This window comes from Pseudomonas marginalis, from assembly GCF_900105325.1.
GTDB lineage: Bacteria > Pseudomonadota > Gammaproteobacteria > Pseudomonadales > Pseudomonadaceae > Aquipseudomonas > Aquipseudomonas marginalis.
This window is the reverse complement of sequence record NZ_FNSU01000001.1, coordinates 1,389,744-1,404,443: the sequence shown is the minus strand read 5'-3', so window position 1 is coordinate 1,404,443 and position 14,700 is coordinate 1,389,744. Positions and strand designations below refer to the sequence as shown.

Annotated in this window: 11 protein-coding genes; 7 read left to right on the top strand and 4 right to left on the bottom strand. The window is 54.6% G+C overall.

What is annotated here, in order from left to right; genetic code table 11:
* Nucleotides 1–1,566 precede the first annotated feature (1,566 nt).
* The 4 genes from BLW22_RS06840 (at nucleotide 1,567) to BLW22_RS06825 (ending at nucleotide 8,967) form a co-directional block, all read left to right on the top strand.
* A complete protein-coding gene (locus BLW22_RS06840) occupies nucleotides 1,567–4,626 on the top strand; it encodes an HsdM family class I SAM-dependent methyltransferase (protein ID WP_074844847.1) in 3,060 nt (1,019 codons plus the stop codon).
* Entirely contained in the window at nucleotides 4,623–5,339 is a 717-nt protein-coding gene (locus BLW22_RS34295; protein ID WP_074844844.1) for a hypothetical protein, read from the top strand. The genes BLW22_RS06840 and BLW22_RS34295 overlap by 4 nt, the downstream gene beginning before the upstream one ends.
* Nucleotides 5,340–6,403: 1,064 nt before the next feature.
* Nucleotides 6,404–8,077: an AAA family ATPase gene (locus tag BLW22_RS06830; RefSeq protein ID WP_074844841.1), complete on the top strand. Its 1,674-nt coding sequence runs from the start codon at nucleotides 6,404–6,406 to the stop codon at nucleotides 8,075–8,077.
* Nucleotides 8,074–8,967, top strand: a complete 894-nt coding sequence (locus BLW22_RS06825; protein ID WP_074844838.1) for an HNH endonuclease — start codon at nucleotides 8,074–8,076, stop codon at nucleotides 8,965–8,967. Before BLW22_RS06830 ends, BLW22_RS06825 begins: the two co-directional genes overlap by 4 nt.
* A gap of 96 nt (nucleotides 8,968–9,063) precedes the next feature.
* Here BLW22_RS06825 and BLW22_RS06820 read toward each other — a convergent pair whose 3' ends face one another.
* Nucleotides 9,064–9,975, bottom strand: a complete 912-nt coding sequence (locus tag BLW22_RS06820; RefSeq protein ID WP_074844835.1) for a LysR substrate-binding domain-containing protein — start codon at nucleotides 9,973–9,975, stop codon at nucleotides 9,064–9,066.
* A 137-nt stretch (nucleotides 9,976–10,112) separates the two neighbouring features.
* Here BLW22_RS06820 and BLW22_RS06815 point away from each other — a divergent pair, with 137 nt between their 5' ends.
* From BLW22_RS06815 to BLW22_RS06805, 3 genes are read left to right on the top strand one after another with little or no spacing between them, the layout of a single operon-like run.
* Complete coding sequence (locus BLW22_RS06815) at nucleotides 10,113–10,469, top strand: hypothetical protein (protein WP_143045096.1); 357 nt, start codon at nucleotides 10,113–10,115, stop codon at nucleotides 10,467–10,469.
* A complete protein-coding gene (locus BLW22_RS06810) occupies nucleotides 10,469–11,395 on the top strand; it encodes a DMT family transporter (RefSeq protein WP_074844828.1) in 927 nt (308 codons plus the stop codon). Before BLW22_RS06815 ends, BLW22_RS06810 begins: the two co-directional genes overlap by 1 nt.
* Nucleotides 11,396–11,444: 49 nt before the next feature.
* Nucleotides 11,445–12,179, top strand: a complete 735-nt coding sequence (locus BLW22_RS06805) for a helix-turn-helix transcriptional regulator (protein WP_083381326.1) — start codon at nucleotides 11,445–11,447, stop codon at nucleotides 12,177–12,179.
* On the opposite strand, the gene BLW22_RS06800 is transcribed toward BLW22_RS06805, so the two are convergent.
* From BLW22_RS06800 to BLW22_RS06790, 3 genes are read right to left on the bottom strand one after another with little or no spacing between them, the layout of a single operon-like run.
* Entirely contained in the window at nucleotides 12,166–12,870 is a 705-nt protein-coding gene (locus BLW22_RS06800; RefSeq protein WP_074844825.1) for a 4'-phosphopantetheinyl transferase family protein, read from the bottom strand. The two genes, BLW22_RS06805 and BLW22_RS06800, sit on opposite strands and share 14 nt — an antisense overlap.
* Nucleotides 12,867–13,229 (bottom strand): hypothetical protein, encoded by a 363-nt coding sequence (locus BLW22_RS34830; RefSeq protein WP_159440235.1) that lies wholly within the window; start codon nucleotides 13,227–13,229, stop codon nucleotides 12,867–12,869. Before BLW22_RS34830 ends, BLW22_RS06800 begins: the two co-directional genes overlap by 4 nt.
* Nucleotides 13,230–13,248: 19 nt before the next feature.
* A complete protein-coding gene (locus tag BLW22_RS06790; RefSeq protein WP_074844819.1) occupies nucleotides 13,249–14,652 on the bottom strand; it encodes a GNAT family N-acetyltransferase in 1,404 nt (467 codons plus the stop codon).
* Nucleotides 14,653–14,700 lie beyond the last annotated feature (48 nt).

Sequence of the window (14,700 nt, the reverse complement as noted above, 5' to 3'; positions counted from 1 at the left end):
TGAACTAATGCTGATCGAGTCGACATTGCCTTACCCTCTGGATGGGCATTTACAGCCCGAATGAGAAATATCGAGGCCGAGCAAGTGGCTGCTTTCGTCGAATTGCGTTGAAAAAGTCGAAATTTTAAGCTGGAAGAAATCGAGGTTTCCCCTCACTTCACCACCGTTCATCACGCTGCGTGGTTTCCGGTGCTGCGTTGATCATTGCAGCTTGGTCAGTGGCTGATTTGAGGCTTTTTGCTGACCCCGAGAATACTGTCGTTTGCGCCCATGGCGAGGCGCGAGTAGCGCAGTGCGACGGATACGAAAAATGATGGTGTTGGTGGAGGCCGGCTTCGATGGCGGAGCTGTTTTCCAGAGCCTTTCTTCATTGATCACTGAAGAGTTTATTTTTCTTAGGCGCTACTTTGAGTACCTACGTTCCGATGGTCCCTTCAGCTTGGATTACCTCCGTAGAGAACTGGCTCGTCTTGGTGCTGGAGTCAGTGATTGCCACCCCACTTTTCGCCTCCGCCCACGTCCACCCCGACGGGGGCGGAGTGGTCGGCAAGCCGACATGTATCCCAGGAGAAATCTCAGCTGCAGTGGGTCATTGTGTGGATAAAACGGCAAGCTGTTACGGCCAATTTCTGATTTGGTAGTCAGGCGGCGTCGGATCGGAACCTAGCAGTAACACAGCTGCTCAATCCAACCTACCAACCCGCAGCCCTGTACCCCGAAAGCAAACGCGGGCGAGGCTATGAGAAGACCGACATTTCGCAGCAGTCATCCCGCATCTCGCGGACTGGGAAAATTCGGCACTCATGAGCAATAAACACACGGGTTATTTCGAGAAATAATGAATCCGAAATCGGAGGACGCTGCTGCTCTGTACACCTTGAGCAGTAAATGTTCGCGCAGTCACGAGCCCTCGCCACCATCTCTCGGCACACTGAGCCAGCTAAGCTGCCTTGGTCTCGGCCTTAAACGATAAAAAACACGAGCCTGCGTGACATATACTCAGATCTGCGTCTAACATACGCAGATGAAGACCAAGCCGATAACATCCGCCGATATTGCGAACGTAACGGGATATACCCGGCACCAGCTACGCGGATTACTGAATGAATTACCTGCATATCAGGCTAGGGCTGAGCGTGCGCGGGTTGCCCGTGAGTACTCCAAGCATGATCTGGCAGTGATCACTATCTGCTGCGAGCTTGAGACTCGTTTTGGGCTCCGCAGGGACGCTATTGTCTCTTTAAGCCAAGATATCGCACGAGCACTCCTTGGCCCGCGCCCAAACACCCAAGAGGCATATTTGATCATCCAAGTTTGCCCTGCAACCGTTCAGTTTGTGGAACATGTGCCAAGCAACTTGAGAGAGGGTCTGGTCATATCTTTACGAGAGATCTTTGCACGAGTGGACGGCTACCTAGTAGCCGATTACCTACCTGGACTCTCTCAACAGCAATTGCTTGACCTTGGTCTGCAATCAGTGACGCCAAATCGGAAAAAAAACAGAGTGCAGACTTTCAACGCTTCTGAAACGGCCGTCAAAGCCGGAGCGCGTAGGCAGCGTAAACAATGAACGAGAACATTACTTTTGAGCGCTGGTTAGAAGTCCTCGGATATCGCCATGCCCAAGGACTTCACGTTGAGTCTTCGGATATTAGCCTCAGTCACAGGTATAGAAGTGAGCTTAACGAGCTGTTGCGTCCTGACGGCCAAGTTCGCGCAAAAGCTGTATTTGAAGTAGATGGCGTGCCTGCGGTGGCTTTTTTTGATAACGCGCTATCACTCTCTACAGAAGACTTAAATCGTATTCGTCAAAAGATCTGGAATCAAAACCTGATTTCGTTAGTCATTGTGATGGACGACTCAAGCTTAACTGCGTACCCGCCGGCGAAGAACGTGCCAGTTGGCACCACCCTAAGTGCTAAAGAAGCCATTACTACTGGCTACTTCTCATTAGCTGAAATCTCATCAAGTGATGTTCAACGTAGACTGCCAAAATGGTTTTCTCCAGGAGACAGAGTCGATCGACAACTTCTGAAAAACTTGGGACTTGCAATTGAACAGCTAACCAAAGTCCATGTAGCTCGAGCAGCAGCACAAGGACTTTTAGGCCAGATACTTTTTATCTCCTACCTTGAGCATAGAAATATCGTAAGCGAAGTTTACCGCACCCAACGAGATGTCGAGCCTTTACATTCGTTAGTTGCCAGCCATAACACCCGTGGCATTGAAAAACTGATCGAGGCGCTTAGGAAAGACTTTAACGGTGATTTTCTTTCGCTAGACCATACAAACTCTGACTGGTGGTCATTGGTCAGCTCCAAGGGTTTAGACATACTTGGCCGCTTCCTTGACCAAGTCGATCTGGACACTGGTCAGCAATCACTATGGAATTATGACTTCAGCTTCATTCCTGTAGAGCTGCTGTCCGGAATTTACGAATCATTTATCGGGGAACGGCAGAGCATATTGTCGGCCTATTATACGCCTCGTCATCTTGCAAACTTTGTAATTGATGAAGCATTCCATACATCTCTGAATCCGGCAAATGAAACGGTGTTCGATCCAGCCTGCGGCTCTGGCATCTTGCTTACTACTGCATACCGGCGCCTTCTTCAAATACAAGAAAGTCAAACGGGGGAATGCCTGGATCTCGCAGGTCGTATAAAACTTTTAAAGGAACACATTTTTGGCGCTGACATTAGTGAGGCCGCCTGTCGTGTTACTGCTTTCAGTTTATACCTTTCGCTTCTTGAAGATCTAAAACCTGCCGATATTGCTCTACTCCAGGAGAGTGAACAGGTTAAACTTCCAACACTTCGCGGCATAAACTTACTGTGCGGCGAACAACACGGGGATTTTTTCGCACCTGAAAACCTGTTTGCTACATCACAAAGATTCAGCCTCATAATCTCGAATCCTCCTTGGAGTGAGCCTGCCGGAAGCGCATGGAGTTCGGCGGATGTTTGGGCAAAGAAGAAAGGAGTGCCAAGAGCGCGTCGTCAACTGGCAGGCGACTTTGCATTTAGAGCATTGGAAAGTGTATCGCCAAATGGCCGCATATGCCTGATTATGCCAATCAGCCTGCTCATTGCGTCTACTAGTCGGCCATTTATTCAAGGCTGGCTTGCGCTGGCGAAAATTGATCGATTTATAAATTTTGGAGACCTCCATAACTTTATATTTGAGACAGCGGAACACAGCTGTGCTGTTATTACTTCTCGCCCTAGAACAGGCACACAGTCATGGTCAATTCCAGCAGATGAGCATATTGAATACTGGGCCCCAAAAGTTGATGCTAGTTTAGCCTTTGGCCGCTTGGCTCTTTCTCCTGCGGACCGTCACTTGGTGCCAGCACAGGCTTACTACAATGATCCCACTCGTCTTGTCACACTGATGTGGGGCAATGAGTTCGACATAGCCCTATGTGAACGGCTTAGAGCTATAGGCCAAGTTAAAGATTTGTTCAACAACGGAGAAAACAGCTGGCGCACCCGCAAAGGCGTTCACCTAAAAGACAAACATGCTAAGTTTACTTCAGATGCGGCGCCCCTAAAAAAAATCGGGCATATACTAGTTGAATCATTGAAGTCCAGCTCGCCTGTTCTCCTAGATGACGAAATACAAAGTTTTCCAGAAGGTATTGAGTCCGTTGTAAACCTCACTGACGACTTATGGGATGTTTTTCATGGCCCTCGTATATTATTTACTGACGGTTTCGATAGCAGTAAACAAATTCGAGCAGCCTATATTGACAGACCGGCCTCATTCACCAGCAGCATAGGGGTAATTTCGGGACCAGAAAGCGATAGAGAACTTTTGCGCTTTATGGCTGCATATCTACGCTCCGACCTTGCTACCTACTTTCTGTTGATGAGGGCATTTCAAGTTACTTGTGACCGCAACCGAGTAACATTGGGCGACATAGAACAGTTTCCTTTTTTCGCTCCCGATGACCACTTTGATCCAAGCCGAGCTAGAGAAATAATATCTGAAGTATCTTTAGCACTCGGAGATATCGAAAGACCTGAATTTCTAAGAGCACAAAACCATAACCCCCAGATACAGAAACACATAAACACCTTGATTCACGAGTATTTCGGACTGAGCGCCGTAGAATCTGCCTTGGTCACAGAAGCAAACACTATACTAGTTCCTTCAGTGCGCCCTCGCGGCTATAAAAGCATCAATACTGAAGTATATAAAACGATTACAAAAAATGAGCTAAAAGATTACGCAGAAACTTTGAGCCAAGAACTCGGTATATGGCGGTCCCACTTAAACGGCGAGGGATCCATTGCAGTTAAGGCTTGGACGGTAAACTCTGCAGTTGGTCGAGTAGCGGTAGCGGCTATTACTCTCTCTGAGCCTGAAAAGGCTGCTGACTTCGACGAGAAAAAATTAGAAATTTGGGTTAAGAAAACTATGGAAGGTCTGAACTCCCAAGGACTACTACCAGCTCATCGCTCTGAAACTGTTGCCTTCCTCCCGGACGTAACAATTCAAGCGCCAGGTGCTTTCTTGCTTCTTCGTCCACCTTTCCGGCGAATGTGGCTAAAACGATCTGCAATGCGCGATGCGCGCTCTATCGTAGAGCTTATTCACCGTGAAAAGGTGTCTGCTGAATGAGTAATAGCATCCCATTGGACTGGTTGAAAACCTTCCCTCACCAGCAGGCAAAACAGGCAGTCGACGCGCTTTCAGAAACATGGAAGCTCTTGGCTAGACGCCACCAAGATGGCTTTAATAGAGCCAAAAAAGAACCTGACCTAACTCTAGTCCTTTGCTCCCGAGTACGGGATTTGCACCCTAGGTTGCTCGGAAACTGGTCCGCCGAACCTGTTCACGTCATCGTAGACCCAAACACTCTGAATATTCAGTCTCGTACGCGAACGGATATTGAATATACTTGGAATGACTCAAATAACTGGAAGATCGTTTTTGAGTTTAAAAAACTAAAAAGGACCGCCAGTAGTTATAAGGCTTATTGGGGGAGCGATGGTCTGGGTCGTTTCGTCGATGGTTCCTATAGCTTAGGAGACCCCGTGGCCTGCATGATGGGCATCATCATTGATGACTACTCACAATGTGTGGATCCTATCCGTCTGGCTTTAGGTAGTAGTCCAGATGTTCAGACCAACCTCAGAATTCAGCCCTCAAGCGACGGCGCTCATCTGCAAGCGCCGTCTGTTCTTTTTCCATCAGCAGCGGCGTTTGACACGGTACATCTTCGCCCCGCCGCAAGCGCCCCACCACACGGTAGCATCCACATAGCACACTTCTTCCTAGAGTTTGGTTACTCTTCGCCTGCTCCTCAAAGTCGCGGGAAGAAAAAAGTATGAAAAAACGCTCCTCCAGGAAATAGACGGCTCACTGGTTGGACCGTCGCCTCATCGTGAAAGTGTCCAGGTCACTCCTGAAGCAGCACATCACGGATGTTGAGCTCGTCCAAACTCTTTTTTACGGGATATTGAGGTGGCTCCAAAATACATCCTCGGCCATCTTCACTTACTTAAACCTTGACAGACGTCATTGATAGCCGGACAGACGATACCGCCTATCAAGAGATTGCATGCGCGCGCTTCTTATATTACCTCTTACAAAGAACGCTCTTTACTCACACGCGCAATGTCATTTTGTGTATCGACGCACCGATTTGCGTTGCGCTCAGCCGATACCTAGCACGAACATCATTCCTTTTACCGCGCGAGCCGCTACGCACTTCTGATCGACCAGGACGGCACGCGTTAAAAATTGCACAACGCTTGGCGCATTTCTTCTCCGGTCCATTCTTTGTTCATACTGCTCCTCAAGGGCCTGGTCACTAAACCTGCGCAATTCTAACAGCTAGTCTTGGCAAGCAGTTTCCAGCACCGAAATGTGTTCTGAGCACTACTCTCCGATGGGAAACAAGGTTGTCCAATTCGCATCGGTACTCCCAACATCTCAAATGATCAAATCCAGCGAATCGAGTGACAGATTACGGGCTGATTCGGCAGTATCATTGTAACCGCCCGGCGAAGCCACCTACCGACTTCAGCCATAAGGCAGCTGGCACAGTGAAAAATACGTGGACTCCATCGCCGTTATCATCAGGATCGCCATGCGCCAACGAAACTCTTATCCCAACTCGGTCAGCAACACCTACAACCCCGCCTCAGCTTCCGAGGGATGTGCCTGTTTCTCTCGTAGATGACTTCGGTGATTTGCATTGATGCCACCGGGGCGGTTCAGACGGCGCAATCACGATGTTTGAGCCACTAGCCCTTCGGTTTATCGCCGCTGAACGCTCGCTCTGGCACAATCAGCGACATAACTTTGCTTCCTGATCTTGACCAACTGATTCCCGACATACACACGGATCAAGCAATGGATAAGACAACACTCAAAAGGAATCGAAATCCCAATGGCCATCGAAATTTACGCTCCATCGCGCCGAATCTTAAAACGTACCGAAACACTGTTCGCACTTCAGCAGGATGACTGGAATGACTACAGCTTCCAGACGCTATATCACCTTTATTATCGCCCGAAAGCGGACGAACCGGACAACGTTACCTATATCGGTGGGGTGAAGATTCTCAAGCAGGGCCAAACCACCGGTGCTCGACTCATCAAAAAACCTTTCACCCGACTAGGGGATGGGTGGGTGTCAGTCGGGACTTCGCTCGACTATTACCAGCGTCTCAATGAGATCCCTCGCAGACATCGCACGAGGATCATGACGGCCCTCCAGGACGCGGTTGCGAACCCGAATCTTGTGGATGAGTTCAAAAACGAAGAGGGATGGGGGAATTCCGTGTTTAGGGATACGACAGAGTGGAGGGAGTTCATTCGGGATGCGAGCATTCTCTACCAAGGGGATTTTACAACACTTGTCGGAATGGATGAGTTTTCCTTCCAGCCGGCAGGAGCCGCCGATCCTATCGAGTTTAATTTCGAGGCGCCTAAGCCCGATTACTACTCAGGGTCATATAGACGAGTCGGCCCGAGCCGAAAACGGGTTCTGTTGCCCGAGCGAATCATCGTTATGGTCGGCCGTAACGGGTCAGGAAAGAGCACCATTTTGTCGAGGCTCTCACATCTCGCCTATGCCTCCCCCCACGAACGGGATCAACCTGAGTTCGCCGCAATGGGTGAGATCACGCCAAAGGCCATCGGCTTCATGCGGGTAATCACTATTTCTTACAGTGCCTTCGACAGCTTCGCCGTTCCCGGCCTTGCAGCTCGAGACCTCTCGCAAATTACTGATGACATTGAAAACGGTGATAGCCGTTTCGTGTTTTGTGGCCTTAGAGACGTCGTAGCAGAGGTACGCGATGATCTGGAAAAACTGCAGGCCGAAGCAGAAGAAGATCCAGAGATCGAGCCGCCCGAAATATCCATGGAAAGGCGCAGCTCTACGAAGCTCAAATCGATCGACGCGCTTGCGGATGAATTCGAAGGATTGCTTAAAGCAATCAGAAAAAACGGTGGAAGCGAATTGTTTGAAGCTGCCGTTGAATCGCTGATAGCCGACCCATCATTTCGAGATCTTAAGCTTCAACTTGCGGACCTTATTCCAAGGCCTCGGCGATCTCGGCGCCATTTCATGAGTTGGAGTACAGGTCACAAGATTGTGCTGCACGTGATCGCCTCGTTGGTTGTGCACACGAGGCCGCAATCACTTGTTCTCTTCGACGAACCGGAAACGCATTTGCATCCACCGCTGATGGCCGCATTGATGCACGCCGTGCGGATGATCCTGACGGAGGTTAATGCCTACTGTGTCGTCGCAACGCACTCCCCTGTAATGTTGCAGGAGACACTTGCCTGCCACGTCCGCTACGTCAGCCGCAATGGTGCGGAAATCACCATTGAAAGGCCGAAGATTGAAACCTTCGGGGAAAATATAGGCATCCTGACTTATGACAGTTTTGGACTGACCGCAGCGAGCACTGACTACCACAATGCTCTCGACAAGCTGGCCGAAGAGTACGATTCCATAGACGAGGTGGAAACGGCTTTTGAGTACGGCCTTAGCGCCCAAGCCCGCGCTTATGTGCTTTCCAAACAAGCGAGGCGCAGATTGAAGAAATGAGAAATCTTCCCCTGCCACATCGCGACTCATCACGGGATGATCTGATCGCCTCCATTCGTCAGTACAACTACCGTGGCCCAAAAGGGCATAAATTGACTGAAGACGAAATCACGAGCCTGCTCGCCATCTATGATCGCTATGACGGTGACCTGGGCACAGCTAGCGAGATGCTGAAAGGTAATGATTTCCCTGCGTCATTAATTGATGCGCTGGACGCCGCTTATGACAAAACGCAGGAAGACCGTTTGCTTTATCCGCTGCGTCAACGCCTGTTCAAGGACGTGGGGCTGTGTCCCATCTGCGGCATCAAAACCGTTTCCGAACTTGACCACTTTTTACCTCGGACCCACTTCAAGCCTCTGGCCATCTACGCGCGAAATCTCGTACCAAGTTGCCACGATTGCAACCACATCAAGCTCGCAGGCTTTGGGGAGCAGACTAAAGATGAGTTAGCTTTTCTCCACGCCTATTTTGACGCGCTGCCCGATTTGAAGTTTTTGGAGGCTAGGATTGATATCTCCGAAGGTGGGCTGGTCGTTACCTTCCAGGTCGCGACTGATGTTGATCTGAACGAGGACATCAGCAATCGACTGACACACCAGATTAAAACGCTTGAGCTCAATGAGCGTTATGAAAAGGAGATCAACACCTACGTCATGTCGCACGCAACCTCAGCCCATCGTGAGTACGCTCGAAGTGGTAAAGCAGGTGTCCGTAAGCACTTAAAGATTCAAGCACTTCATGAGGCTCACGAGCTGTACACCAACCATTGGCGCCCGACGCTACTGCGAGCCCTCGCGAGACATGACGCATTCGTAGATGGCGGGTTTGTGGATGTTTTCAGGGTGCCTCAGCATATCTTGGACGACCTGTTCGATGATTTAGACTGATAGCCTAGGGATCTACTCGATACGTTGATTCAACTTGTCCTCACCCTATTACACTAGCCGCACACCGGGTGATTTAGGGCATCTGGGATGAGTCCGCTACACAGACGATCTAAGCACCTGATCGACCTCTTGCAGATAGAGCTCCACCTCCTCGTTCAGCCATTCGACAAACTGCTGGCGCCTGCCCTGGATGCGTTCGCGGTCCGGCAGCAGCAGCCAGTAGGGATAGGCATACGGCACCGCATAGTCACTCAATTGCACCAGCTCACCGCGGCCGATGGCGTCGTGTACCAGGCTGCGGCGTACGAGGGCAATTCCCTGCTTGAGGCGCACGGCCTCCAGCACCAGGTTCGAATCGTTGCTGCACAAGCCTTTACGCGCTACCTCGACGTTCAGGCCGGCGGCTTCGCACCAGGGTTGCCAGGAATCCATAGTGAAAATGATCGGGCTGGCAACGATCTGCGCCGGCGTTTCGGGCAGTTGCCCGCCGTTGAAACCGGGGGCGGCGACGACAATCATTTCATCGTGGAACATCATGAATTGTTGCACGTTATCCCAATCGCCCCGGCCCATGCGCACGCTGATGTCGATGGCTTCCTGCGCCAGATTGGTCACCGCCAGGCTGGCCTGCAGGCGCAAGGTGATATGCGGGTAGCGCGCCTGGAACCGTCCAATGCGCGGCAGCATCCAGGATAACCCGAACGATGGCATGACCGCGACCACCAGCTCCGAAGCCTTGGGCTGCGCTTTGACCTGGCGTGTGGCGTCGGCAATGTTATTCAACGACTCACGCACTTGCAGTGAATACAAGCGGCCGTCTTCGGTGATACGCAGGGCGCGTCCCTCACGCGCGAACAGCGTCACCCCGAGCATCTCTTCCAGCACTTTGATCTGCTGGCTGACCGCCGAGTGCGTGACATGCAGTTCTGCCGCCGCGAGGGTGACGCTCGCTAGACGACTGACGGCTTCAAAGCTGCGCAGGCAACTGAGGGGCGGGATAGCCGACATGTAAGCGCTCCTAACAAATATGTAAAAAAAAGACTGATATCTAAGAACCTGATGCCAATTTAATGTAAGTGCAGGTGCACTCACCACAGTTTTTTCGGTGTCGGACGCACCCCATAGACCTTTCAGGAGACATCAGGGTGCGTACGCTATCAGTCACTTCCAGCCCTCATCCTCACGCCTGGGCGGACTGCGAGCCGGAGTGGGTTTATGTTCACCTGCGCGCAGCGGAGTTGATGTCGCTGCGCTTTAACCAGGACATCATTGCGCGCTCGCTCAGTGGCAGTCACTGGGTGAGCTGGGAAGGCTGCGATCTGTTTCTGGAGCAACACCAGGACCTGCGCCTGAGCGCCGGTACAGCCTTGATCGATGGCGCAGGTGTGTTGCAAATCGCCCTGGCGCCAGCGCAGGAAGCGCCCACCAGACGCCTGAGTCAATGGCTGATCGCGCCGTTCAAGCCGAACCACGCCGAGCCGTTGCGGATTGAAATTCACTGATGGCCGTGTCAATCACTGCTGGAGCGAGCGGCGCCCGTGACTACCTGGGCTTTGCCGTGACAATCCTGGCGTCCACGTTTTTGATGGGTTCAAGCTTCGTCTCCGGCAAGGTGCTGCTCAACCAAGGGTTCGACCCATTGATGCTGGTGGGCGCGCGGTTCCTGTTGGCGGCGCTGGCGACCTTACCCCTGGTGATGCTCGAAGGGCGTGCCTGGCGCGCCGCCCTGTTCCCGCGTCACCTGAACGCCCGGCAAATGCGCGTAATCGCCGTCATTGGCCTGACCCAAACCGCTGCCGTGATGAGTCTGCTGTTCCTGGCGATGCGCACGGTGTCGGCCTCCACTGCCGCGATCCTGCTGTTTACCAACCCGGTGTGGGTCGCCGTGGGCAATCGGCTGTTCTTCGCGCAACCGCTCAAGGCCATTCGCCTGCTGGGCCTGGTGATCGGCGTGATCGGTGTAGCGCTGGCCGTGGGTGCAGACCTGGCGCAGGACGCCCAGCCGGGTGCGTGGGTCGGTGTGACCCTGGCGCTGGGTGCGGCCCTGAGCTGGGCCGCCACGACCCTGATCATCAAGCGCAACCCGCTGCCCATGGGCACTTGGGCCTTGAGCTTCTGGCAAATGTTTATTGGCGCCCTGGGGGCGCTCGCCTGTGCTGTGCTGGCCGGCGAACACTGGCCGGCCCACCTCACTACGCAGCAGTGGGGCTGGTTTGCCTGGCTGGCCATACCCGCCTCGACCGGCTCGTTCGGGCTGTGGTTTGTGGCGCTCAAACGCGCAGACGCGGCCAGCACCAGTGGCTTCCTGTTTCTGGCGCCTTTGTTTGCGGTGTTGTTGTCCTGGGTCGTTCTCAACACCCAACTCTCCCTGTGGCAAGGCTTGGGAGGGCTGCTGGTAGCCGCGTCGATATGGCTGATGAATCGTTGATCGGCACCCTCTGGGCTGAGCTGGCAATCACTTGAAAAAGGAATGAAAGATGATTTCGCAAGCACTTGAGCCCTTTTTGGACCTGCTGTGCATCACCACCAGCAATGAGTTGATGGCTTGCTTGAAGGAACGTGTGCTGCAGTTGGGCTTCGGCCGGTTTCAGCTGCGCCTGAGCCCCAGCAGGAACGCACACGCGTGCAACCAGTTGGTCATTGGCGATTTCCCCCAGGCCTTGCGCGAGGAGTACGAACGAGCCGGTTACGCCAAGATAGACCCGGTGCAACTGCATTGCATGGAGAACGTCACCCCGATCATTTGGACCGAGGCATTGTTCAGTTCGCCGCAGCGCCTCAACCTGCGCGAGCTGGCCCTGGCTCACGGTCTCGAATATGGCGTGACCTTCGCTCTGCACGGCCCCCAGGGCCAATTCGGTACGCTGAGCCTCAGTCTTGAAGCGAGTGATATTGATCAGGCGCAATGGCTGATCAGGCGCCAGATGGGGACCTTGCTGATGCTCAGGGACGCGGCGCTGCAAGCCGCCTTGCGCGTAATGGCACCGATGACGCGCGAAGTGCCTGCCGCCCAGATCAAACTGACGCAGCGCGAAAAAGAGATATTGCGCTGGAGTGCCTTCGGCAAGACCAGCTGGGAGATTTCGAATATTTGCAGTTGCTCGGAAGCCAACGTGGACTTCCACTTCAAGAATATCCGACGCAAGTTCAGCGTCTCGAGCCGTAGCGCTGCCGTGGTGCAGGCACTGTCGATGCATCTTATTCAGATTTGACGCAACATCCCATCCCGACAGGTGCCGTGCGCCAACTGAACCCCAGGTTAAACGACTGCTGACCACACAAGGCCAACCACTCGGGCGACAGCTCGACGGTCAGCGCCTCGCCCGTGAGTGTGCCCACCCCGCCCGCCAGCATGAAGCTGTGCTGGTACGGTGCGGTGGCACCGTCCCGGCTGCTACACAGGCAGCGCATATCGCCGCGAATCCCGGAACCACGGTATTTGAGCAAGCTCTCGCGCCGGGTCCATAACCAGACGAAGTCGGCTTCCTGCGTATGGATGTCACGGCCTTGCAGCCAGGTGCGTTCGCTGTCACAAAAGTAGCGACGCACCGCACTGCGCCAGAATACCGGGGCGCCACCCTCCTCGTAATCCAGGCCTACTGCGGACGTTCCCACCACCAGCACGCCCAGACGCTGCGCGTAGGTCACACTGGCGAACAGCGGCGGCTCGCTGCGCACGCGCAATTGCCCGCTGGGCTGCTGCTCGATAATCACCTGCCCAGGGTCGCAGTGCAGCAGCTCGGCGATGGTCAAGCGCAAGGCCACGCGAGCATTGAGGTAGCGCACCCGTCGCCGCTCGCACAGGCGCGCGGCCTGCTGCCGTTGCTCGGCGTCCAACGTTACCTGCCAGTCAGGATCCGCCGCCGCATGTACGGGAAACACCACCAACCGCACCGCGCTCACGCCGATTGTTCGCGCAGGTTGTGGCGCACCTGCAGGCGCGCAAAGAACAAGGCGTAAGCCCCCGCCAGGCTCACCACCGGAAGCAGAGTCAGCAGCGGATGGGGCGTGCCAATGACCAGGTGAACGCTCAGCAGGACGGCCGTGTAGATCAGCATCGCCACGGCTGCCACGCGAACGGCAACCGCCTGGCGTGGGCTGCGGCCGATCCGGCGACTGATAAAGGCCGAAAATGCAAAAGTCGCCGCGAAACTCAACAACCACTGTGCCAGGGCTGATTGCGCCATGGCCGTCCAGGGCATGTGCCGAGCGCAGAACGCCACCCAACCGGCATACAACGTGGCCGACGCAATCGAACTCACCAGCCGCACGACCGAAGGGCTAACCCCTGAGTTTTTTGAGCGCACGCGCAATCCCCCATTTAACCCGGATGCCCATGGACGACACACGAAACTGAGCGGCCAGGGCGCCAATCTGCCGACGATGCACACTGTGCTCGATAGTCGGCCCGAATACGTACAACCACTGCGGCAAATGCCAGTTCAGGCGGCTGAGCAACTGGCCGACGTCGAAATACATCACCCGTACGCTCTCACCGCTGTACGGATGTTTTTTCGTGATCGGCAGGCATTGCGCGCCTAAACGGGTGTACACCGGCACCAGAATCTCAATGGCATCCAGCACGATGTAGCGACTGCGCAGGTGCAGCGCGACCCTGCCAAGCTCACGCAGCAAGGCCAGCATCACACGGTGCCCGGCGTATTCGGGCAATACCGCAACCCGCGACATCTCGACAAAACCTGCGTCCCACAACCAGACGGGCAGAGGCGTCGACACTTCGATCTCGCAGCGCTCGCGGTGGCTGCTGTTGACCACCACACGCCCGCTCCCCACGCACTTGTTGCCCAGACGCGCACAGACCTGAATGGCGTAGGGGTCCCATTCGTCCCACAAGGTGTGCGGGTCCTGCACGTCTTCCAGGCGTCCGTAGTGCCGGTTGGCCGCCAGCCGACAGGCAAGCACTTCTTCCAGTGCATCGGCGTTCTGGATAATCGCGACGTTGATCAGGCGGTCGACCGCCGCCCCCTTGCGCAGCGCTGCCGGCAGGCTGTCAAAGGTGAAGTGCCGTTGCCGACACAGCAGCATCAGTGCCACGGCGCGGCTCGACGGCGTGTCCAGCACGCGGAAGTGGCAGAGCCAGCGCCCGTGCTCCTCGAAACGCCCGAGCACCTGCACCCGCGCAATGGCCAGGCCACTCCACGGGCAGTTGAACTGCAGCTCAAGGTCCATGCCGGACACGATCACCACATCGCGGTCCATCACCTCGAACACGCCCTTGAGCGGGCTGAGGTAATGCAGGTCCAGGCTCAGGCGGCGATTGAACAACACGGGGCTGCGCGCCAACGCCTTGAGAGGCTCTTCGCAGCGCTCGCGCTCATTCAGATGAGCCGGCCTGGGACCGCTGTTGACCAGCTCAAGGCAAGGTTGCTGGCTGGGTGCCCAGCGACCGCGCATTTTCACCGGCACCACCGGGTGATGCAGGTTCTGCTGGAAGTACAGCGCCACGCTGACCGGCGCGGCACCGGCGCGGTACGTGCCGGCGGGCAGCTCAAGCAGGCAATGGGCCTCACCTTGAACCGTCAGCAGGGCCGGCACGCTGTACCCGTCAAATTGGGCCTGCACCGGAATGCGGTGGCACTGCCCCTGCGCGCCCCCTTTAATCAACGGCGATAAGGCGGCCCCCGGCTCATCGCCTGGCAGTACAGATGCAGCATTGGCTGACATAGCATCGTCCTGATGGATAAACGGAACACAGGCCGCCTGGGCGACCTG

Excerpts from the sequence above, each read along its gene's own strand:
- BLW22_RS06820 (WP_074844835.1), bottom strand. The coding sequence starts at position 9,975 with ATGTCGGCTATCCCGCCCCTCAGTTGCCTGCGCAGCTTTGAAGCCGTC.
- BLW22_RS06790 (WP_074844819.1), bottom strand. The coding sequence starts at position 14,652 with ATGTCAGCCAATGCTGCATCTGTACTGCCAGGCGATGAGCCGGGGGCC.
- BLW22_RS06830 (WP_074844841.1), top strand. The coding sequence starts at position 6,404 with ATGGCCATCGAAATTTACGCTCCATCGCGCCGAATCTTAAAACGTACC.
- BLW22_RS06840 (WP_074844847.1), top strand. The coding sequence starts at position 1,567 with ATGAACGAGAACATTACTTTTGAGCGCTGGTTAGAAGTCCTCGGATAT.
- BLW22_RS34295 (WP_074844844.1), top strand. The coding sequence starts at position 4,623 with ATGAGTAATAGCATCCCATTGGACTGGTTGAAAACCTTCCCTCACCAG.
- BLW22_RS06825 (WP_074844838.1), top strand. The coding sequence starts at position 8,074 with ATGAGAAATCTTCCCCTGCCACATCGCGACTCATCACGGGATGATCTG.
- BLW22_RS06810 (WP_074844828.1), top strand. The coding sequence starts at position 10,469 with ATGGCCGTGTCAATCACTGCTGGAGCGAGCGGCGCCCGTGACTACCTG.
- BLW22_RS06805 (WP_083381326.1), top strand. The coding sequence starts at position 11,445 with ATGATTTCGCAAGCACTTGAGCCCTTTTTGGACCTGCTGTGCATCACC.